The organism is Aeromonas australiensis (genome assembly GCF_000819725.1).
Classification (GTDB): domain Bacteria; phylum Pseudomonadota; class Gammaproteobacteria; order Enterobacterales; family Aeromonadaceae; genus Aeromonas; species Aeromonas australiensis.
In genome coordinates, this window is record NZ_CDDH01000002.1 from 53,507 (window position 1) to 74,350 (window position 20,844).

Annotated in this window: 18 protein-coding genes and 2 pseudogenes; 6 read left to right on the forward strand and 14 right to left on the reverse strand. The window is 57.0% G+C overall.

Annotated features, from left to right (window positions below):
* Positions 1-147: 147 nt before the first annotated feature.
* The 11 genes and pseudogenes from BN1117_RS18725 to nudF form a co-directional block, all read right to left on the reverse strand.
* Entirely contained in the window at positions 148-948 is an 801-nt protein-coding gene (locus BN1117_RS18725; RefSeq protein ID WP_082032529.1) for a substrate-binding periplasmic protein, read from the reverse strand.
* 188 nt (positions 949-1,136) lie between these two features.
* Positions 1,137-1,709 (reverse strand): annotated as a pseudogene (locus BN1117_RS00550) (transposase); the annotation flags it as partial.
* A 261-nt stretch (positions 1,710-1,970) separates the two neighbouring features.
* Positions 1,971-2,783, reverse strand: coding sequence for a substrate-binding periplasmic protein (locus tag BN1117_RS00560; protein ID WP_052441375.1), 813 nt, complete (start codon positions 2,781-2,783; stop codon positions 1,971-1,973).
* A gap of 110 nt (positions 2,784-2,893) precedes the next feature.
* Positions 2,894-3,148: pseudogene (locus BN1117_RS00565) on the reverse strand (transposase); the annotation flags it as partial.
* Positions 3,149-4,263: 1,115 nt separating this feature from the next.
* Positions 4,264-5,274, reverse strand: coding sequence for an alpha/beta hydrolase family protein (locus tag BN1117_RS18815; RefSeq protein WP_082032530.1), 1,011 nt, complete (start codon positions 5,272-5,274; stop codon positions 4,264-4,266).
* Between the two features lie 118 nt (positions 5,275-5,392).
* Positions 5,393-7,684, reverse strand: coding sequence for a DNA topoisomerase IV subunit A (parC, locus tag BN1117_RS00570; RefSeq protein WP_040094011.1), 2,292 nt, complete (start codon positions 7,682-7,684; stop codon positions 5,393-5,395).
* A gap of 322 nt (positions 7,685-8,006) precedes the next feature.
* Complete coding sequence (parE, locus tag BN1117_RS00575; RefSeq protein WP_040094012.1) at positions 8,007-9,917, reverse strand: DNA topoisomerase IV subunit B; 1,911 nt, start codon at positions 9,915-9,917, stop codon at positions 8,007-8,009.
* Between the two features lie 132 nt (positions 9,918-10,049).
* Entirely contained in the window at positions 10,050-10,637 is a 588-nt protein-coding gene (locus BN1117_RS00580; protein ID WP_040094014.1) for a YqiA/YcfP family alpha/beta fold hydrolase, read from the reverse strand.
* Between the two features lie 12 nt (positions 10,638-10,649).
* Positions 10,650-11,468 (reverse strand): 3',5'-cyclic-AMP phosphodiesterase, encoded by an 819-nt coding sequence (gene cpdA, locus BN1117_RS00585; protein WP_040094016.1) that lies wholly within the window; start codon positions 11,466-11,468, stop codon positions 10,650-10,652.
* 22 nt (positions 11,469-11,490) lie between these two features.
* Entirely contained in the window at positions 11,491-11,940 is a 450-nt protein-coding gene (locus BN1117_RS00590; protein WP_040094018.1) for a DUF1249 domain-containing protein, read from the reverse strand.
* A 108-nt stretch (positions 11,941-12,048) separates the two neighbouring features.
* A complete protein-coding gene (nudF, locus tag BN1117_RS00595) occupies positions 12,049-12,690 on the reverse strand; it encodes an ADP-ribose diphosphatase (RefSeq protein WP_005335901.1) in 642 nt (213 codons plus the stop codon).
* Between the two features lie 304 nt (positions 12,691-12,994).
* Here nudF and tolC point away from each other — a divergent pair, with 304 nt between their 5' ends.
* Positions 12,995-14,314, forward strand: coding sequence for an outer membrane channel protein TolC (tolC, locus tag BN1117_RS00600; RefSeq protein WP_040094020.1), 1,320 nt, complete (start codon positions 12,995-12,997; stop codon positions 14,312-14,314).
* A gap of 116 nt (positions 14,315-14,430) precedes the next feature.
* On the opposite strand, the gene hldE is transcribed toward tolC, so the two are convergent.
* Positions 14,431-15,858, reverse strand: coding sequence for a bifunctional D-glycero-beta-D-manno-heptose-7-phosphate kinase/D-glycero-beta-D-manno-heptose 1-phosphate adenylyltransferase HldE (gene hldE / locus BN1117_RS00605; RefSeq protein ID WP_040094022.1), 1,428 nt, complete (start codon positions 15,856-15,858; stop codon positions 14,431-14,433).
* 204 nt (positions 15,859-16,062) lie between these two features.
* On the opposite strand from hldE, the gene lpxL reads away from it, so the two are divergent.
* The 3 genes from lpxL to BN1117_RS00620 all read left to right on the forward strand — a co-directional run bounded on the left by lpxL (position 16,063) and on the right by BN1117_RS00620 (position 17,990).
* Complete coding sequence (gene lpxL, locus BN1117_RS00610) at positions 16,063-16,986, forward strand: LpxL/LpxP family Kdo(2)-lipid IV(A) lauroyl/palmitoleoyl acyltransferase (protein WP_040094024.1); 924 nt, start codon at positions 16,063-16,065, stop codon at positions 16,984-16,986.
* Between the two features lie 70 nt (positions 16,987-17,056).
* Complete coding sequence (locus BN1117_RS00615) at positions 17,057-17,635, forward strand: DNA-J related domain-containing protein (RefSeq protein ID WP_040094025.1); 579 nt, start codon at positions 17,057-17,059, stop codon at positions 17,633-17,635.
* 106 nt (positions 17,636-17,741) lie between these two features.
* Positions 17,742-17,990 (forward strand): hypothetical protein, encoded by a 249-nt coding sequence (locus BN1117_RS00620; RefSeq protein WP_040094027.1) that lies wholly within the window; start codon positions 17,742-17,744, stop codon positions 17,988-17,990.
* 45 nt (positions 17,991-18,035) lie between these two features.
* Here BN1117_RS00620 and BN1117_RS00625 read toward each other — a convergent pair whose 3' ends face one another.
* The gene (locus tag BN1117_RS00625; RefSeq protein WP_040094028.1) at positions 18,036-18,554 is read right to left on the reverse strand and encodes a mechanosensitive ion channel domain-containing protein; all 519 of its coding nucleotides are present in this window, start codon (positions 18,552-18,554) and stop codon (positions 18,036-18,038) included.
* Between the two features lie 9 nt (positions 18,555-18,563).
* Complete coding sequence (gene zntB / locus BN1117_RS00630; protein WP_209435217.1) at positions 18,564-19,529, reverse strand: zinc transporter ZntB; 966 nt, start codon at positions 19,527-19,529, stop codon at positions 18,564-18,566.
* Positions 19,530-19,669: 140 nt separating this feature from the next.
* Here zntB and BN1117_RS00635 point away from each other — a divergent pair, with 140 nt between their 5' ends.
* A complete protein-coding gene (locus tag BN1117_RS00635; RefSeq protein ID WP_040094031.1) occupies positions 19,670-20,119 on the forward strand; it encodes a YaiI/YqxD family protein in 450 nt (149 codons plus the stop codon).
* Between the two features lie 126 nt (positions 20,120-20,245).
* Positions 20,246-20,752 carry a metal-dependent hydrolase gene (locus BN1117_RS00640; protein WP_040094116.1) on the forward strand — a complete coding sequence of 169 codons (507 nt, stop codon included), beginning with the start codon at positions 20,246-20,248 and terminating at the stop codon, positions 20,750-20,752.
* Positions 20,753-20,844 lie beyond the last annotated feature (92 nt).

Consider the following 20,844-nt stretch of genomic DNA (forward strand, 5'->3'; position numbering starts at 1 on the left):
GCATGTGAACAACTAGCGCGCAGTTAAAGTTTATTTAACAAAACGGTGGGAGTCCCAGATTTCCGCAAATTTTCCAATGACTAATTAATGAACATTCATGCGGATGTCCTGTCCCTAGATCTGTACAACGCCTCATGGCTCATCAGGTCATTTACATCCTGCGTTATTCTGTCTTGACGATGATTCAGTCAAAGCATCCTCCAAAAAACCAGCATTCCTATCAATATCCCACAATTTTTTTAAGTTAGAATCGAAATATGATATCATGTCATCCAGATGATCATTCTTGCTGAAAGAAAAATAGGTGAAATCATTATTTACATAATTTCCAGACCAAGTTAAGGCTGCTTTAAATTCCGCTGAATTATTAATGGCGTGTCGACCAACGTATAAGCCTGTAATAAAGTAATCTATCCTTCCCTTAAGGAGCTTATTGAAATTTCTATCCATATTGGCTGCGGTTTCCACTCTTAAATTTCGGTTTATGTACTCATCAACCCCACCTCCAAATACATCACCTAAAGATAAAGACACCCCTCCTTTGTATTGTTTCAGATCTTCCATCTTATTGAAATTTATAGGCTTGTCTTTTCTATAAAAAACAACTATTGGATTTTCAAATGCAGGATAGTTAGTGAATTTAAGGTAATTCTCCCTCTCTGTATTCTTTCTTAAAGGTGTGACGAGCTGAATATTGCCTAGCTCCGCCTCTCTAAGGACTCTTTTCCATGGATAATAGTTATAAATTATTTTAACATTTTGTGGCTTTATTTTATCAAGCAACATCATACTGGCGCCATAAAGCACAGCATCACCCTCTGCTTCATCACAGTAATGATAAGGGGGATATGCTGGATTACTGGATATAATAATATTCCGTGTTTCTCCATTAGTGGTTCCAGACAATAAAATAAAGATAAAACAAAAAATTAATGTGTATGCTTTCACTCCCTGCCTCCCGCGAAATCATATAAAAAGCGCGACACTCGTAAACAGTCTCTTGATCAAATCATGATCCCCTGAGCCATCACCTCCTTGACGACAAAAAAACCATCCAGTTTGCTTTGCAGAACTTTCCAGACTTCCCCTAGGCAGGGCGTCGGTATGAGTATTTGACATTTGAGCAAAACGTAGAGAGCACGTGTCGTTGTAAAATTCCAAAAAGGTGGGTGTCCAAGATGTTTAGATTCAGTGAGCAAAGCCTGGCTCTTGAAGCGCCCTTCCCAGAAATGGCCCTTGCAACCATCTTCTCTATTGGCTTGACGGGCCAGATTTTCATTGAGTAGCCGAATAAACCAACTGATGGAGTGAAGCCGCTCCCGCCATTGGGCCAGCAATTGCTGTACAACCGCCAGCTCAGGCTCGATCAACATCTCCCCTTGATACCAACGCCTGACCAACAGCGGCCACTGAAAAAGCGCAGCCCAGCGCTCAGCCACTTCCCGCTCACTCCAATTGGCAGCAGCGTCGGGCTCCACCTTGAGCACCAGATGATAGTGATTGCTCATCACCGCATAGGCACAAATGCTGATGGCAAACAGCCGTGACAGTTGCCCCAGTTTGTCAACCACCCACTGACGCCGATGCTCGTAGCTCTGGCCTGAATGGGCATCTTCCCCGCACAAAAACGCGCGCCGCACACAACGGCTGACCACATGGTAATAAGGTGTATCCTGCAAGCTGATTTGACGTGAACGGGCAATGGTCATGGCGTATCCCTCGACAGTAACTCCTTAAGCCAAGTACAGCATTACGCCGCAGTCAAAAATGTGGGTGAGTCAAAAAGGTGGGTGTCCCAGATTTCTCGATTTCTGCTTTCCCAGATTTCTGCTGTCTGCAAAACCGTTATCTGCCCCAACAGAGCATGGTCGAGATAAATCGAGCTGATGATGATGTTATAGAGGAGCTGCCACTTAGCGCACAACAGGAGCATTACCGAGCCGAAGAGCTGCAACTGAATTTACAGCACCTTAACGGACTCTACCGTCAACAACACCGACCTCGGACAGGTGGGCCAGAAAACCATGTTTCGTCATGATTTTTTCAAGCAGCCCTTCTTTTTCTATTTTCTCTAACCCTAAATTGAAGTCTTCCATTTTTTTCTTGTAATTAGAGGTTCTTTTTGAAATAGCAAGGTGCTGAGATACAGTTTCAATAGGTGGTTGAAGCCATTCAAGGCTATTCTTAAATTTAGGGTATTTTGTATCGATGAGAAAACTTGCCACACCTCTATCAATCAACACTAAATCCACCCTTCCAAGATAAAGCTTTACAATATTCTGTTCATCTGTTTTAACTTCATGCTTGGTAAGATTTGCGCTTTCAAATTCTGGCGGATTTGCATACCCTCTTACTGTTCCTATTTTGTAGGATTTAAGCTCATCAAGGTTTTTAAAAGTGATTTGTTCACTGCCGCGTTTATAAAAACCGATTTCATTTGCGGGCAAAGCTTTGGAAAAAACAAACCATTCTTCACGTTCCGATCTGTGCCAGAGTGCAAACATCCCATCATACTCTCCTAGCTGCGCTTCTCTGATAGCTCTTGACCAAGGGAGGAATACAATCTTTGTTTTATATCCAACCCGTTTATATGCTTCTGTAATAATCTCTGAAATTAATCCGTACTGAGGCAGGCTTTCACTAAAATAAGGGGGGTACTCGGAAGATACCAATCTTATTGTTTTATCTTCTAATGAAGTTACCGCGCTACTGAAAAATATTATAAAAAGAATAGGAAATCCGAGTATTTTTTTAAACAGATATATACGGCTCAATATGGTCATAACAAACTCCCGGGCCAATCACAACAGATAGCGTAGGGGAAACGGTGGGTGTCCCAGATTTCAGGTCAACATACGGTCAGACAGGCTAGCAAGGCGGATTCAGAGTTGGCCGCGGTGTCTGGCTCTAGCTTGAGCTTGAACACCAGATGATAGTGATTGCTCATCACCGCAGAGGCACAAATGCTGATGGCAAGCAGCCGTGACAGTTGACCCAGCTTGTCAACCACCCACTGACGCCGATGCTCGTAGCTCTGGCCTGAATGGGCATCTTCCCCGCACAGAAAAGCTCGCCGCACACTACGGCTGACCACATGGTAGTAAGGCGTATCCTGCAAGCTGATTTGACGTGAACGGGCAATGGTCATGGCGTATCCCTCGACAGTAACTCCTTAAGCCAAGTACAGCATTACGCCGCTGTCAAAAAGGTGGGTTTCCCAGATTTGTCCCGGTGTCCCAGATTTGTCCACAGATTTCTGTCTTCAGTCTCCCCTCACCCTAGCCCTCTCCCAAGGGGAGAGGGGATCGGCACCTGCCACTCTGTAGCCCTAGCTGTCACTCTTAGCTATCACGCCATACCACGGTCACTATCAATGGCTGCGATCTCTGCTCCCTTCTCCCACTCTTTGCCATAGATAAGGGGAGAAAGGTCGGTGAGGAGGGAGAGCAAACCACCGACAAGCAGCAGAGCGTTAAATCAAGCAGGAGCACGTAGGGTCGATTAGCGAAGCGTAATCGGCCGCACCGCAATCCCGGTGGCTATGGACATAGAGAAGAGATCAGCTGGAGCATCAACAGAATAACGACAACCTGTTTTCGCGATCGTCTGATTACGCTTCGCTAATCAGACCTACGGGCTGGGCTCCCTTCTCCCACTCTTTGCCATAGATAAGGGGAGAAGGGTCGGGGATGAGGGGGTGCAAGCCATCGACAACCAGTAGAGCGTTAAATCAAGCAGGAGCGCGTAGGGTCGATTAGCGAAGCATAATCGTCCGCACCGCAATCCCGGTGGCAATGGACATAGAGAAGAGATCAGCTGGAGCATCAACAGAATAACGACAACCTGTTTTCGCGATCGTCTGATTACGCTTCGCTAATCAGACCTACGGGCTGGGCTCCCTTCTCCCCTTGCGGGAGAAGGGTCGGGGATGAGGGGGAGCAAGCCATCGACAACCAGTAGAGCGTTAAATCAAGCAGGAGCGCGTAGGGTCGATTAGCGAAACGTAATCGTCCGCACCGCAATCCCGGTGGCTATGGACATAGAGAAGGGATCAGCTGGAGCACCAGCAGAATTGGGGTAACTGTTTTCGCGAACGTCTGATTACGCTTCGCTAATCAGACCTACGGGCCTCAACAGTAACCCATCAAGCCAAGTACAGGGTTACGCTGCGGTCAAAAAAGTGGGTGTCCCAAATTTTTGCTCCGCTGTCAAAAAGGTGGGTGTCCCAGATTTCTCTTTCTTGCAACTGACTTTCTACAGGTTTTATTTTTCACTAGTTTGTAGCCAAACACTATTAAGAAATTTAGTGATCTCACTGTTTACCATTTGGTGTATAGATTCACGATCGACCCCTGGAGCATCTTCACAAAGAAATGGGGCTATTCCTCGCAATTGAGAAGAGCAAGGTGAGAGGAAAACAAAATGACCAGCATTATGTATTACCTTCAGTTTATTTTTTGACGATAAAGTAGTTGCTAGTGCACCGGCATTATTTTCCCAAGCAAGCTCTTCATCCTTATCACCGGTGAAAATTAACGTGGGGGCAGTGAACATTTTTAGAGAATCAGGGGAGAATGCCATACTCACCGGAGCCATGAAAATCCATGCCTTTACTCTAGTGTCAGGTAAAGGAGATAAATCTGGGCGGTCATTGGTGATTTTACCTTGAGTTAAGCATATTGCTTGTGCCTGATACGTTTCACAATAACTGGCATAACGAGCTGCTTCAATCGCTCCCCCTCTCAAGAATAATCCAGTTGCACCTCCAGCAGAAAAACCAATAAAAGCAATTTTATCTTCGTCAATATATGAAGAAATATCAGGATTTTTCATTGCTGCCGTAATAGCAGCAGAAATCTGCAATGGACGACCGTACCATGTACTGGTCGCTCCGGCCCCTGACTGATCTTTGTAATTATCTCCGGGGTGACTAAGGGTAATAACAATATTCCCCTGTCGTGCAAGCAAAGTGGCAAGGTCATGATGACTCCACAAACTGCCTGAATTACCATGCGATACAACTATTACTGGATAACGTCCAGGTACAATTTTTTCCGCCTGTTTCGCAGCCACTTGATAAGGGCCAATGTTACTCAATGTCTTTTCAGCTACGACACTGGGATAGAAGTAAACGGCCTCCATAGGTTTTTTGCCTACAGGATCACTTACCACTAGACGCTGAAAACCAGCATAATTAGCGGATTGAACAGAAGCTGAAAACACACAACCGAAACAGATGACATAACGTAGTAAATGGCGGAATAACAGTCCCATGGCATGGTTTACCTGACATAAAAAGCAATTAGCTCACAAGTTTAACACCATGCACACCCAAAATTGCTACTTATTTACCTCAATTAAAAGGGAGCGACTAATCGCCCCCTTCTATTAATTACCCTTCCTGATTTTCCCCGGCTACCGGCTCGGCACCGGCGGCGGGTTCAATCTCGATGCGATCGACCCGCTGCAAACCGCGGGGTAGCTTGGCGCCGCGGCGGCCGCGCTCGCCGCGGTAGTAGTCGAGATCAGAGGGTTTGAGGGTCAGCTTGCGCTTGCCGGCAAACAGGGTGACCGACTGGCCCTGCGGGATGACGGCGGCCATCACCACAAACTCCTCCCGCGCCTTCACGCGAGCAGAGGGGATGCTGATCAGCTTGTTGCCCTTGCCCTTGCCGAGTACCGGCAAGGTGCTCAGCGGGAACAGCAGCATGCGCCCCTCGTTGGAGATGGCCATACAGAGATCGCTCTCCGGTGAGCCAATCTTCTGGGGTGCCATCACCAGACCCCCTTCCGGCACGGTGAGCAGCGCCTTGCCGTTCTTGTTCTTGCCGATGAGATCGTCATAGGTGCAGACAAAGCCGTAACCGGCATCGCTGGCGATCAGATACGGCTCACCCTCGTTGCCCATCACCAGATGGCGCACCTCTTCCCCAGCCCCCAGCGCAAAGCGGCCGGTGAGCGGTTCGCCCTGACTGCGCGCCGATGGCAAGGTGTGGGATTCGAGGGCGTAGGTTCTCCCCAGGGTGGAGAGGAACACCGCCTGCTGGTTGCTGCGGCCACAGGCGTGGGCCAGATAGCTGTCCCCCGCCTTGTAGGAGAGCCCCTCGACATCCACGTCGTGACCCTTGGCGGCGCGCACCCACCCCTTGTCGGAGAGGATGACGGTGACCGGTTCGCTGGGAATAAGCTCTTTCTCGGTCAGCGCCACGGCGGTAGCACGCTCCACCAGCGGGGTGCGGCGATCGTCGCCGTACTTCTCGGCATCGGCCAGCAGCTCTTTCTTGAGCAGGGTATTGAGGCGACGCTCGGAGCCCAGAATGAGCTCCAGCTTGTCGCGCTCTTCGGCCAGTTCGCTCTGTTCGGCGCGCAGCTTGAACTCTTCGAGCTTGGCCAGATGGCGCAGTTTCAGCTCGAGGATCGCTTCGGCCTGGGTCTCGGTAATGTTGAAGCGCTCCACCATCACCTTGCCCGGCTCATCCTCGGTACGGATGATCTCGATCACTTCGTCGATGTTGAGATAGGCGATCAGCAAGCCTTCGAGGATGTGCAGGCGAGCCAGCACCTTGTCGAGGCGGAACTGCAGACGGCGACGCACCGTCTCACGACGGAACTGGATCCACTCGCTGAGGATGGTCTTGAGGCACTTCACCTGCGGCCGGTTGTCGAGGCCGAGGATGTTGAGGTTGACCCGGTAGTTCTTCTCCAGATCCGTGGTGGCGAACAGGTGGGCCATCAGCCCCTCCACATCCACCCGGTTGGAGCGCGGCACGATCACCAGACGGGTCGGGTTTTCGTGGTCAGATTCATCCCGCAGGTCGGTGACCATCGGCAGCTTTTTCGCCACCATCTGGGCGGCGATCTGCTCCATGATCTTGGCGCCGGAGGCCTGATGGGGCAGCGCTGTGATGACGATGTCGCCATCCTCCTCGCTCCAGACCGCCCGCTGCTTGATGGAGCCCTTGCCGGTCTCGTAGATTTTGCGGATATCATCGCGCGGGGTGATGATCTCGGCGTTGGTCGGGTAGTCAGGCCCCTGAATGTGCTGCATCAACACATCCAGCCCCGCATTGGGGTTGTCCAAAAGCTCCACACAGGCATGGGCCACTTCCCGCGCGTTGTGGGGCGGGATGTCGGTCGCCATCCCCACCGCGATACCGGTCACCCCGTTGAGCAGGATGTGCGGCAGACGGGCAGGCAGCACCACCGGCTCCTTCATGGTGCCGTCGAAGTTCGGCGTCCACTCCACCGTGCCTTGCCCCAGCTCTGAGAGCAGCAGCTCGGAGAAGCGCGACAGGCGCGCCTCGGTATAACGCATGGCGGCGAAGGATTTGGGATCGTCCGGCGCACCCCAGTTGCCCTGACCGTCCACCAGCGGATAACGGTAGGAGAAGGGCTGGGCCATCAGCACCATGGCTTCATAACAGGCGCTGTCGCCGTGGGGATGGTACTTACCCAGCACGTCACCCACGGTACGGGCGGACTTCTTGTGCTTGGAGAGCGCCGACAGACCCAGCTCGCTCATGGCGTAGATGATGCGCCGCTGCACCGGTTTGAGGCCGTCGCCGATATGCGGCAGGGCCCGATCCATGATGACGTACATGGAGTAGTTCAAGTAAGCCTGTTCGGTAAAGGTGCGCATTGGCTGGCGCTCTACCCCGTCCAGACTGAGCTCTAGATCGCTCATAGATTTGTTCTCTTTCGGTTATAGAGCAGGTTGGCGCTCTACTTCATCCACAGACTGAGCGCGATTGCATCACTCATATGTTTTTCTCTTGCTATGTCGCGCCCTTACAGTACGCGCCAGACATGCAGGTCGGCAGGTGGCCGACTGTTTGAAAGCAGGGAAAATGGTGTCGCCTGCCCCCTCATCCCCAGCCCTTCTCCCGCAAGGGGAGAAGGGAGCCGAACGGCGCTCTGCGGATATAAGAGCGGACAACCTGCCAGCCACAGTTCCACTGAACGGGGAGCAGATAACCGTCGCTGCAGCCACCGGGGCACCACCTTCGCTAGATAATGGCGAGGTTGCCCTTCTCTTCGAGCCATTCGCGGCGATCGCTCGCCCGCTTCTTGGCCAGCAGCATGTCCATCAGTTGCAGGGTCTCGTCAGCCGCATCCCCTTCACTCTCCCCTGCCGGATCCATGGTGAGCTGCACCAGACGGCGGGTGTTGGGATCCATGGTGGTTTCCCGCAGCTGTTTCGGGTTCATTTCGCCCAAGCCCTTGAATCGGGTCACCATCACCTTGCCCTTTTTCTTCTCGGCTTCGACCCGCTGCAGCACGCCGTTCTTCTCGTCCTCGTCGAGGGCGTAGTAGACCTCTTTACCGATATCGATCCGGTAAAGCGGCGGCATGGCGACATAGACGTGGCCCTTCTCCACCAGGGTGCGGAAGTGCTTCACGAACAGGGCACAGAGCAGAGTGGCGATATGCAGACCGTCCGAATCCGCATCCGCGAGGATACACACCTTGCCGTAGCGCAGGCCGCTGAGGTCGTTGGAGTCGGGGTCGAGCCCGATGGCCACGGAAATATCGTGCACCTCCTGCGAGGCGAGTATCTGACCGGCCTCCACCTCCCAGGTGTTCAGGATCTTGCCGCGCAGCGGCATGATGGCCTGAAACTCGCGATCCCGCGCCTGCTTGGCACTGCCGCCCGCAGAGTCACCCTCCACCAGGAACAGCTCACCCTGCATGGGGTCGGCGCAACCACAGTCGGTCAGCTTGCCGGGCAGCGCCGGGCCCTGGGTAATCTTCTTGCGCACCACCGTCTTGGCGGCGCGCATCCGGCGCTGGGCGCTGGAGATGCAGATCTCGGCGATCTGCTCCGCCAGCTCGGTGTTGCTATTCAGATAGAGGCTGAAGGCATCCTTCACCACGCCGGAGACAAAGGCCGAGCTCTGGCGCGATGACAGCCGCTCCTTGGTCTGACCGGCGAACTGGGGATCCTGCATCTTGATGGAGAGGATGTAAGCGCAGCGATCCCAGATATCTTCCGGAGTCAGCTTGACCCCGCGCGGCAGCAGGTTGCGGAACTCGCAGAACTCGCGCATGGCGTCGAGCAGACCCTGACGCAGACCATTGACGTGAGTACCGCCCTGAGCGGTGGGAATGAGGTTCACATAGGATTCGGCGAGGCATTCGCCCCCTTCCGGCAACCAGCAGAGGGCCCAGTCCACCGCCGACTGTTCGGAGCTGAACGAGCCGATAAAGGGCTGCTCCGGCAGGCAGGTGAACTGCTTGACCGCATCGACCAGATAATCCTTGAGGCCATCTTCGTAGCACCACTCCAGCTTGATGCCGGTGTTCTTGTCGAGGAACTTGATGGTGAGGCCGGGGCAGAGTACCGCCTTGGCTTTGAGCAGGTGCTCCAGCTTGGTGACCGAGAATTTGGGCGAATCGAAGTAGCTCGCCTGCGGCCAGAAGCGCACCCGGGTGCCGGTGTTGCGACGACCGCAGGTACCGGTGATGGTCAGCTCCTGCACCTTGTCGCCACGCTCGAAGGCGATGTCATAGACCTGGCCGTCGCGGCGCACCGTCACCTCAACCCGATCGGAGAGGGCGTTCACCACCGAAATACCCACCCCGTGCAGACCGCCGGAGAACTGGTAGTTCTTGTTGGAGAACTTGCCGCCCGCGTGCAGTTTGCAGAGGATCAGCTCCACCCCGCTGACTCCCTCTTCCGGGTGGATATCGACCGGCATGCCACGGCCGTCGTCGATCACCTCGAGAGATTGATCCTCGTGCAGGATCACCTCCAGATTGCGGGCGTGACCTGCCAGCGCTTCATCGACGCTGTTGTCGATGACCTCCTGGCCGAGGTGGTTGGGCCGGGTGGTGTCGGTATACATGCCGGGGCGGCGACGCACCGGCTCAAGGCCATTGAGGACCTCAATGGCATCCGCATTGTATTGAGTAGACATGGAGGGCCTTGCGAATTGACGTTTGGAGGGAATCTTAACTGCTAGGCGGGGGTAGAACAAACTCCCCGCACCGAAAGCTTGATCTGGAGAAGAACAAGCAGGGCGAGACCGCCCTTATTGACTCAAACCTGACTATAACCCGAGGAAACGGATGATCTGGGCGGGATAGCGTTCGAACGCCACAAAGGCGTGGTTGCCGCCACACTCCAGCGAGAGGCGGGCAAAGCGGTATTCATCCAGCGCCTTGCGATAATCGAGCACCTCATCCCCCTGCTGTTGCAGGATCCAGAGTCGCTCCGGCGCCGTCACCGGTACCGCCAGTGCCCGCAGCTCGTCCATATGTTCAGGCAGCAGTTGGTACTGCTCCCCGGTATAGGGATTGGTCTGGGGGCCGAGGTAGTCACAGAGCAGCTCGTGCGGGCGCACCGCCGGATTGATCAGCGCAGCGCGGCAGCCGTACTGCTCGCTGACCCGGGTCGCCATAAAGCCGCCGAGGGAGCTGCCCACGGCGCCGAGCTTGAATTCACTACCATAACGATGCGGCAGATCGGCAATGGTCTGCTCGATAGCCGCCCAGGCCGCCGCTGGCGTATTGGGCTGGGCCGGAATGATCACCTCGATGTCGGGCCGATTGGCCGCCACCCAGGCAGCCATCTGCTGCGCCTTGGCGGAGCCCGGTGAGGAGTTGAAACCGTGCAGATAAAGGAGAACAGACTTCATGAAATGTTCTCCTCAATAACCGGTGGCGTTGGGGTCGGGCACAAACTGCCCCACCGGCAGGCGCCACACCTCGCTGGCCACCCGCCCATCCGGATAGAGGGTGAGATAGCGCCAACCCGGGCCGGATTCGTCCAGCGCGAAACCATCGGATAGCGGTTTGAACTGAATGCAAGTCGATGGGCTGGCAATCAGCCGCACCCCGCGGTGTACCTCGTCAAACTCCTGATGGACGTGACCAAACAGAATGGTCTTCTGCTGCGGATGGCGGGCCAGCACGGCGAACAGGTCATCGGCATTCTTGAGATTGTGCTGATCCAGCCAGGCACACCCCACCGGCACCGCCTGATGGTGCAGGGTGATAAGGGCGTGACGATCAGGATATTGGCGCAGGGCGCGGTCGAGGGCGGCCAGCTGGTGATCGCCCAGCATGCCGTGGGGTTTGCCGCGCACCTGGGTATCAAGCAGGATCACTTGCCAGTGGTCGCCCACCAGCTGCTTGGCTTCGCTGATCCCGGCGGCATGAAGATATTCGGTCATCAGCGGGCTGTCATCGTGATTGCCGGGCAGCCAGTAGATGGGACGCCCCAGGGGCGCCACCATGGAGGCGAAACGCTGATAGGATTCCGGGCTGTGATCCTGCGACAGATCGCCGGTCGCCAGAATCACCTCGTAGGGGTGTGCATTGGCCTGCACCTGTTCCAGCACGGCGGCAAGACTCTCGGCGGTGCGCACGGCCAGCAGCCGCCCCTCTTCACTGGCAAAGAGGTGGGTATCGGTAATTTGCAACAGGCGCACACTGCCGTCCTGCGCCTGGGGGAGCTCTGTTTCCAAAATCACGCTTCTTTTTATTTGTTCAACTGGAGATATTGATGGGGCTAGTACCATGCCTGAGACAAAATTTTAGCCATTCAGCCAGAAACAGATTTACCTGCTCCTTTTCGTCCCGCTGGTGCATCTTTTTATTGGGGTAATCATAACGTGGTTGCAGACGGGAAATCTGTTGCGCTGCACACACTTCCGCCATCCGCACATCATGATACAAACGAATCTCTATCTGAGCTTGTAAATATTCGGGCAACTCGGGGTTGTGCTGGCTCAGGAGCACCTGACTGGTGAAGCGGCTCTCGCCACAAATGGTGAGCTGGAACTGCAGGTCGTTGCCGACTCGATAGCGGCGTTCGGCTCCGACTTCCCCCTCTGGCGGTAGCAGTTTCATCAGCGCCATGTAGTTGACCTCACAGGTTCGCTGCAGAGACATCAAATCCGGCACATAGCGTTTGGTCCGGGATTGAACTAATGGCATCGCAAAGCTCCATCAATCAACACCCGTGAGTAGTTGACCTCGCAGGTACGCTGCAAGGACATCAGATCAGGCACATAGCGCCTGCTCTGTTGCAAGGTCTGCGCCACCTCAGCGATCCGCCAGCCAGCGGGCGCGCAGCTCGCCGTGGTTGAGAGCCAGCCACTGCAGGGCAATGACCGAGGCCGCATTGTCGATGCGCCCCTCTTTGAGCCAGGCGTAGGCCTGTTCGCGGCTCACCACGTGCACCCGGATATCTTCGCCCTCATCAGCCAGACCGTGCAGCCCCTCGGCCTTGCTGGCATCCACCTCGCCCACAAAGACCTCGATCCGCTCGGTGCTGCCGCCCGGGCTCACCAGATAGCTGATGGCATGCTCGCAGCGGGCCACCTCGATCCCGGCCTCTTCCACCGCTTCGCGACGCACCACCGCTTCGGCGGTTTCCCCTTCGTCAATGATGCCGGCCACCAGCTCCAGCAGCCAGGGGGTCGGGCTGGTCTCCATGGCGCCGATACGGAACTGCTCCACCAGCACTATCTGGTCGCGCACCGGATCATAGGGAAGCAGCGCGGCAGCATGGCCCCGCTCGAACAGCTCGCGCACGATGGGCTGATTCCAGCCGCCGGCAAATAACCGATGCTGCAGACGATAGACATTCACCTTGAAGAAGCCGTTATATCCAGCTGATTTTTCAATGATTTTCACATCATCGGCGGCGTAATGCCGATCTTGCGGCAAGGGTTGCTGCGACATCCGGGGCTCCCGTCAGCTTGACTTGTATCAGTTTGACCATAAAATCCGAGGAACATGAATGAACGTTCATTCACTCGGCGTGCCATGGTAATGAGGGGTGGATTTTAGCAGCCACAGACCATTTGGCTAGGCGCGCGGGGAGAAAACTGCCTCCGGTTCTTGACGTTCCCGTCACCGGACCTGAGACTCTTAGCATTAAATTTTGCTTATAGTAGAGTGATTAAGCTGCAATCAAGCTTGGTCGGTGACAATATTTGCCTCTCCAGCAACCAGTTTGGGTTACTACATAAGGTTAAAACGATCTATGAAAAGAACACTTTTGTCAGTCATGGTGTTGCTGGGCGTCAGTGCCGGTGCCCATGCCGAAAACCTGCTCGACATCTACCAGCAAGCCCAGATCAAAGACCCGCAGTTGCTGCAGTCCAAAGCCGTTCGCGATAAAGCCTTCGAGCAGATCAATGAATCCCGTGCAGCCCTGCTGCCCCAGATCAATCTGGGTGCTGACCTGAAGTACCTGCAAAACAAAAACGATACCCAGACCAACAACAGAGCCTCCGGTTCACTTTCACTGGATCAATCCATCTATCGTCGCAGTAACTGGATCAATCTGGATATCTCCGAGAAGAGTGCGACCCAGAATGACGTAGCCTACAACCTCGAGATCCAGAACCTGATGCTGCGCACTGCCCAGGCCTATTTCAACGTACTCAAGGCGATGGATACCCTGGAGTTCGTCCGTGCCAACAAGGTTGCGGTAGAGCGTCAGTTGGAGCAAACCCAGCAGCGTTTTGAAGTGGGCCTGACCGCCATCACCGACGTTCATGAAGCAGAAGCCTCCCGCGACCAGGCGCTGGCTGACGAGATCAATGCCGAAAACGCGCTGGACAACAGCTACGAAACCCTGCGTGAGCTGACCGGTATCGATCATCGCAATCTGGACGTGCTCAACACCGATCGTTTCAGCCCGCAGAAGACCGCTTTCGGCTCCGACAAGTGGCTCGAGCTGGCGCTGGACAAAAACCTGCAACTGCACAGTGCCCGCATTGCCAAGGACATCGCCAAGGAGCAGATCGATCTGGCCAAGACCGGTCATGAGCCGACCCTGGATCTGGGTGCCGGTCTTCAAGCCAGCAATACCGATTACAAACTGGATAGCATGCCGGGCGGCAATGACAATCAGGCCAATATCGGTCTGACCTTCAAGCTGCCTATCTACAGCGGTGGCGCCACCAGCTCCAAGGTGAAGCAGGCCCAGTACAACTATGTGGCCGCCAGCGAGCTGCTGGAGAAGAACTTCCGCTCGGTGCAGAGCACTGTTCGCTCCTCCTACAACAATGTGAACGCCAGCATCGGCTCGGTGCGCGCCTACAGCCAGTCCGTGGTCTCCGCCGACAGCGCCCTGAAGGCGACCGAAGCCGGTTACGAAGTGGGTACCCGCACCATAGTCGACGTACTGGACTCAACCAAAAAGCTGTATAGCGCCAAGCAGAAACTCTCCGAAGCCCGTTACAACTACATCCTCAATATCCTGAGCCTGAAGCAGGCTGCCGGCGTGCTGGAAGCGCAGGATCTGGTGGAAGTAAACCAGGGTCTGATGCCTGCCAGCGCCAAGCCCAAGGCCTGATAGCCGTTATCGGACATGAAAAAGGCGACCGCAAGGTCGCCTTTTTGTTATCCGAATTTCTGCCGGCTTGCTACAACCGATAGTGAGCCCCGCCAGCTTGCGGGGCCAGCGGCGCGTTAGCCGCGCTCGCGGATCGTCTTGATGATGTCGGTAGTGGAGCAGCCATCCTCGAAGTTGAGGACGCGCACTTCACCGCCGTTGGCGGTCACCTCGGCGTAACCGGCAATCTCTTCCGGCTTGTAGTCGCCGCCCTTGACCAAGAGGTCTGGCAGGATCTCGGCAATCAGGCGCTGCGGGGTATCTTCACCGAACGGCACCACCCAATCCACCGCGCCCAGCGCAGCCAGCACTGCCATACGACGCTCGGTCGGGTTGACCGGACGACCCGGCCCTTTCAGGCGACGGACCGACTCGTCGGTGTTGACCGCCACGATCAGGCGATCCCCCAGCTTGCCGGCGTTGGCCAGATAGGAGACGTGACCGGCGTGCAGGATGTCGAAGCAGCCATTGGTCATCACCACCTTCTCGCCGCGCAGACGGGCGGCACGAACCGCCACTTTCAGCTGGGCTTCGGACATGACGCCAAAGCCGGTCTCCTGCTCGGTGTAGAGGGCGTTGGCCAGCTCGACCGGGCTGACGGTAGAGGTACCGAGCTTGCCGACCACGATACCGGCGGCGGTATTGGCCAGCGCACAGGCTTCGTCCAGGCTCTTGCCGGCAGCCAGCGAGGTGGCCAGGGTGGAGATCACGGTATCACCGGCACCGGTCACATCATAAACCTCGTGGGCCTGAGCCGGCAGATGCAGCTCTGGCTGACCTTCGCGGATCAGGGTCATGCCGTTCTCGGAACGGGTCACCAGCAGGGCATCCAGCTCGAAGCGCTTGACCAGATCCAGCCCCTTGGCGACCAGCTCCTCTTCGCTCTTCACCTTGCCCACCACGGCCTCGAACTCGGACATATTGGGAGTCAGCAGGGTGGCGCCGCGGTACTTCTCGAAGTCGGTCCCCTTGGGATCGACCAGCACCGGAATGCCAGCAGCACGGGCGCGCTGGATCATGCCGGGCACGTCGTTGAGCGCCCCCTTGCCGTAGTCGGAGAGGATCATCACGTCGCTATTCGGCAGCGCCTGCTCCACCTTGCTCATCAGCAGGGTGGCATCGACGGAGTGGAAGGGCTCTTCAAAGTCCAGACGCAGCAGCTGCTGGTTGCGGGACAGCACCCGCAGCTTGGTGATAGTCGGGAAGTCGGCCAGACGAACGAAATCACAGGCCACCTTGACGCCAGCCATCTGACCGGCCAGGGCATCGGCAGCCTCGTCCTGACCGGTCAGGCCCAGCAGCACGGCATGGGCGCCGAGGGCAGCGGAGTTGAGGGCCACGTTGGCCGCGCCACCGGGGCGCTCCTCAATATGTTCAACCTTGACCACGGGCACCGGTGCCTCAGGGGAGATCCGGCCGGTGGGGCCATGCCAATAACGGTCCAACATGACATCGCCAACGACCAGAACGCGGGCTTTTTCAAACTCGGGCAGGGTGATCTTCATCTGTATCGACTCTCAAAACCTGAAAAATCAGCGGGCGATTTTATCACACTCTTTTATCCGGTGTAGAAAAAGCCGACCGCCGTTACCGCCGCTGCCACGCTAATCGGACGCGGGACACCCCTCTGACCAGCACATCGCCATTCGCCCCGCCCCCCCCTTTTCGGCTAGAATCCCCCGATTGTGTTTGCGAACAAGAGATTAGCCATGGCCCACGACAACGCTCCCCGCCTCGAGCCCCGCCTGTTTCATCCCCGTTACTGGGCCAGCTGGTTCGGCCTCGGCCTGCTCTGGCTGCTGACCCTGCTGCCGTGGCACAGCCAGATGTGGCTGGGCCGCCTGCTCGGTCGTCTCGCCGCCAGGATATTGAAGTCCCGGGTCAAGATTGCCCGTCGCAATCTGGAGCTGGCGATGCCCGAGCTGACCCGGGATGAGCGGGAGAAACTGCTTAAGGCAAACTTCGAGAGCGTGGGCTGCGCCGTGTTCGAGGTGGGGATCGCCTGGTTCTGGCCAGACTGGAGGATGCGCAACCTGATGAAGGTGGAAGGGGAAGAGCACGTTATCGCCGCCATGGAAAAAGGTCAGGGCATGCTGCTGCTCTCCTGCCACTTCCTGACGCTGGAACTCAACGCCCGCTGTTTCGGGCTGGTGCGCCCCGGGGTAGGCGTCTATCGCCCCAACACCAACCCGGTGCTGGAGTATGCCCAGTACCACGGCCGCTGCGCCTCCAACAAATATCTGGTGGACCGGATGGATGTGAAGGGGATGATCAAGGCGCTGCGCAACGGCGACGCACTCTGGTACGCGCCGGATCACGACTACGGCTCCCACGCCAGCGTGTTCGTGCCCTACTTCGCAGTGGAGCAGGCCGCCACCATCACCGGCACCGCCACCCTGGCACGGGTGAAAAACACCGTTACCCTGCCCTGCTACAACCTCCGCACCCGCGAGGGTTACACCCTGCATATCGGGGCCCCCCTCGCCGACTACCCGAGCGGGGATGACATGGTCGATGCCGCTCGCGCCAACCGCGAGATTGAAGCCGCCGTGCGCAAGGCGCCGGAGCAGTACATGTGGCTCCATCGCCGCTTCAAGACCCGCCCCTCCCCCGAGGATCCAAGTTATTATTGAGTCACCCGCCCAGACACCGCAGTGATGCGCTGTCTGGCTATCTATCCTCTCACTGAGCAAGGAGCCAGCCCTGGATACGCCTCACCCGGAGCACAATCCCTTGCTCGCCCCCCTGCTCACGCTGTTGCAACAGGCGGCGGGCAGCTACAAGGTGCATGAACTGCTGGCCGCCCTGCGCCAGCAGGGGGTGATTCCCCAGCTGGCCGACGATGAGCAGTTGCAGCTGTTTCGGGTCAACTTCCTGATCATGAACGCCCTCTACCAACTGCAGGCCGAACTCTGGCAAGAGGGGTGGTGGCTGGTGATCAGCACCCTGGATATCCGGCTCGAACCGCTGATCGGAAACCAAGAGGCCAGCCACGCCTTCGCCCTTGGCGAAAATCTGCGCAGCTACTATCTCGACTGGCAGGTGTTCTGGCAGACCGACCGTGCCGACGTTGAAGCCCTGCTCAACCGCTTCTGGCGCGCTTATGATGGGGAGGGGCACAAGACCGAAGCACTGGCCTTGTTCGAACTGGAGGAAGGGGCAAGCCAGGAGGCGATCCGCCGCCGCTGGCGGGAGCTGGCACTGCAGCACCATCCGGATCGGGGCGGCAATGCCGAGACCTTTATCCGTATCCGCTGGGCCTGGGAGTGCCTGCGCGAATAATCCTGTTGCTCAACCGCTATCGCCACCGGACGGTTGCCGCACCCTTGTTGCCCCACCCAAAGGACAGGCATAGACTGGAATTGGATATTCCCCACAGGAGCGCATCATGACAGTCAGTGAACTTCGTAAGCTCTATCAGCAACAGATCCTGCACGAGGCCGAAATACTCCACGACGTGGCTATTCCCGGCTGGCTCATCGAATTCAGAGGCAAGGATGGCACCCTCTACGAACTGACAGACACCCTCGGCTGCCCGGTCAGTTTCGGCACCGTCGAGCAGGCCCGCGAACATCTGCATCTGGTGGCCGACTGCCCGGTTCAGGTGGAGCACCTCTACCGCTTCTTCGAACGCTAACGCGACACTTGCCCCACCATCAAAAGGCTCCGCGGAGCCTTTTTCTTATTCCGGTTGCGGCGGTACCACCGGATTGCCCTCCAGCCGCCTGACCGGCTTTTGCAGGATCAGGTTGGCCGGATAGGTAACCAGATCGCCGTTGTCATCCCGCACCCGCACGTAGAACAGACCGATCTCGGTAATGACGCCGGTCACAGAGTCATCCTTGTCGAGGATGCGGATCCGGTCGCCAATCTTGTAGGGGAAGGCGAAGAAGATGGTGATGCTGGCTGTGATGTTGGAGAGGATCGACCACTGGGCCACCATGGCAACCCCCAGCACGGCGAAGAAGGAGGAGGCAAGCACCACCAGCCGGGAGAAGTCCAGACCCCACACCCCGGCCAGGATCAGCAAGGTGGCGCAGCCAAGCAGGAAGTGAAAGACATGCTCCACATAGAGCACCCGGTTCTCGCTCACCTGCCTGCTCTGGCCAAGGGCCAGCAGGCTCTTGTGGATCAGATTGCGAATGAGGGTGTGCCCCAGCAACAGCAGCAAGGTCACACCGAAAGATTGCCACATGGTCATGTTTGCTCCTTACCACCAGCGCCTGTGTTTGAGCCAGATAGCCAGCCCGCTTGCCAACACGACCAGTGAGCCACAGAAGACCCAGAAGGCGGTGGGACTCTCGGCCCCGGGGATACCACCGAGGTTGATGCCAAACAGGCCGGTCAGGAAGCTGGCAGGCAAAAAGAGCAGCGCCATCACCGACATCTGGTAGGCACGGCGGTTGGTCGCCTCCGCCATCAGGTTGTTGATCTCGTCCGCCAGCACGGCGGTGCGTGCCACTCCCGCATCGAGGTCATCGAGCCAGCGTCGCAGCCGATCGGCGATATCGAGCAGACGACGGCGGTCATCCTCGTCCAGCCAGCTGATCTTCTCGTTGGCGAGCCGCGCCACCAGATCCCGCTGGGGAGAGAGATAGCGGCGGATCATGATGAGCTGCTTGCGGATCAGCGCCAGCCGGCCGTTGGCAGGCAGATCACGCATCAATACCAGCTCTTCCAGGTCCAGGATCTGATCGTGCAGCTCCTCGACAAATTCCCCCGCCCGATCGGTCAGTGCATCACACACCTCGACCAGCCAGTCAGCCGGGGTATCGGCGCCGCCCCCTAGCTTGAGCTGGTTAAAGACATCCTGCTCGGAGAGCAGCGGACGACGACGGCTACTGATGATGAGATCCGGGGTGATGAAGATGCGCAGCGCCACCATCTCTTCGGGCCTGTGATCCTTGTTGTGGTTGATGCCGCGCAGGATCAGCAGCACAGTTTCTCCCATCCGCACCAGCTTGGGCCTGTTGCTCTGACCGAGCAGTGCCTCGCGAGCCGCCTCGCTGAGCAAGGGGGTCTGCAGCAACCAGCGCGCCGAATCGGGATTGCCGTAATCCAGATGCAGCCAGCCGGGGTGTGCCGTCGGGATCGCGCTTCCCGCCGTCAGCGGCACCATGCCCCCCTTGCCATCCAGGGTCAGGGCATAAATCACATCACCGGGCACCCGATCCATCTCGTCTCCTTCTCGTTTCATGTGCAGGCCCCAGCTTACACCAAAGGCGGGGCCGACTCAGCCCCGCGCCGGGAAGGGAAGGCCTGTGTTAAGATGCCCGCTCTCGTTTTCTATCCGCTTTCACTACAGGAAACCATGCCATGCCCATCTGGGTCGATGCCGATGCCTGCCCCATTCCGGTCAAGGAGATCCTCTACCGCGCCGCCCACCGCGCCCAGGTGGTCACCACCCTGGTGGCCAATCAGGGATTGCGGGTGCCCCCCTCCCCCTTCATCAAGACCCAGCAGGTGGCGAAGGGATTCGATGTGGCAGATCATGTCATCGCCCAGCAGGTTCAGCCCGGCGATCTGGTGATCACCGGCGATATTCCCCTCGCCTCCTGGGTGATCGATGCCGGTGGCGAGGCGCTCAACCCCCGTGGCGAGATCTACACCCGCGAGACCATCAAGGCGCGGCTCGGCATGCGCAACTTTATGGAAGAGCTACGCTCGGCCGGTGTGCAGACCGGCGGCCCTGCCCCCTTCAATGCCGCCGACAAACAGCGCTTCGCCAATGCCCTCGACAAGTGGCTGGTCAAAGGCAAGTTGTAAAGACGCACTAAAAGGCGCCCAGTTTGGGCGCTTTTTCGCCGTAACATTCTGATTTTTAAAATAAGAGCTGACCACAACCATCAGGCTGGTAAGATGCGCCGCCATCTTATCCACGCCCTGATCATCATGACCGCCCAAGGACACCTGCTCTTCTCTGTTAGCTGTACCCTGATCGCTCACAAACTGCAGCTCACCCCGGCACTGGCCGATGCCACTCTGTGGCAGACCATACCCGCCGCGCTGGCCAGCGCCCTGTTGCCCGACCTCGACCACCCCAAATCGGTACTGGGGCAGCGACTGCCGTGGATCTCGAAACCCTTGTCGCGACTGTTTGGCCATCGCGGTTTCACCCACAGTCTGCTGGCGGTCGCTGCCGCCATCTGGGGGCTAAACCAGAGCCTGCCGCCGGGGACTCTGCCAATAGGGGTCAAGGATGCCCTGATCGTCGGCTACCTCAGCCATCTGCTGGGGGACTGGCTCACCCCGGCGGGCATTCCGCTCTTCTGGCCCATCAAGCGCCGCTTCCGGCTGCCTGGCTGGCCGCTGCGCAGTGGCGGCGCCATGGAAACCGGATTTTGCACCCTCACCCTGCTTGCTGCAGGTTGGTGGTCGGGCTGGTGGCCTACCAGCTAAGTGCAGCGTTCAAAATTACACCACACCCGCAGACTGATTCTGTTACAATGCGCGGCCTTAGCGCTCGCGCATCCCCGTTTTCCCCGAAATAG

Bases quoted from the DNA above. Each gene is read 5' to 3' on its own strand.
- parC (WP_040094011.1), bottom strand. From the start codon at position 7,684: ATGAGCGATCTAGAGCTCAGTCTGGACGGGGTAGAGCGCCAGCCAATG.
- BN1117_RS00590 (WP_040094018.1), bottom strand. From the start codon at position 11,940: ATGCCATTAGTTCAATCCCGGACCAAACGCTATGTGCCGGATTTGATG.
- hldE (WP_040094022.1), bottom strand. From the start codon at position 15,858: ATGAAGATCACCCTGCCCGAGTTTGAAAAAGCCCGCGTTCTGGTCGTT.
- parE (WP_040094012.1), bottom strand. From the start codon at position 9,917: ATGTCTACTCAATACAATGCGGATGCCATTGAGGTCCTCAATGGCCTT.
- BN1117_RS18815 (WP_082032530.1), bottom strand. From the start codon at position 5,274: ATGGGACTGTTATTCCGCCATTTACTACGTTATGTCATCTGTTTCGGT.
- BN1117_RS00640 (WP_040094116.1), top strand. From the start codon at position 20,246: ATGACCGCCCAAGGACACCTGCTCTTCTCTGTTAGCTGTACCCTGATC.
- lpxL (WP_040094024.1), top strand. From the start codon at position 16,063: ATGGCCCACGACAACGCTCCCCGCCTCGAGCCCCGCCTGTTTCATCCC.
- nudF (WP_005335901.1), bottom strand. From the start codon at position 12,690: ATGTCGCAGCAACCCTTGCCGCAAGATCGGCATTACGCCGCCGATGAT.
- BN1117_RS00580 (WP_040094014.1), bottom strand. From the start codon at position 10,637: ATGAAGTCTGTTCTCCTTTATCTGCACGGTTTCAACTCCTCACCGGGC.
- tolC (WP_040094020.1), top strand. From the start codon at position 12,995: ATGAAAAGAACACTTTTGTCAGTCATGGTGTTGCTGGGCGTCAGTGCC.
- zntB (WP_209435217.1), bottom strand. From the start codon at position 19,529: ATGGATCGGGTGCCCGGTGATGTGATTTATGCCCTGACCCTGGATGGC.
- BN1117_RS00635 (WP_040094031.1), top strand. From the start codon at position 19,670: ATGCCCATCTGGGTCGATGCCGATGCCTGCCCCATTCCGGTCAAGGAG.
- BN1117_RS00560 (WP_052441375.1), bottom strand. From the start codon at position 2,783: ATGACCATATTGAGCCGTATATATCTGTTTAAAAAAATACTCGGATTT.
- BN1117_RS00620 (WP_040094027.1), top strand. From the start codon at position 17,742: ATGACAGTCAGTGAACTTCGTAAGCTCTATCAGCAACAGATCCTGCAC.
- BN1117_RS00625 (WP_040094028.1), bottom strand. From the start codon at position 18,554: ATGACCATGTGGCAATCTTTCGGTGTGACCTTGCTGCTGTTGCTGGGG.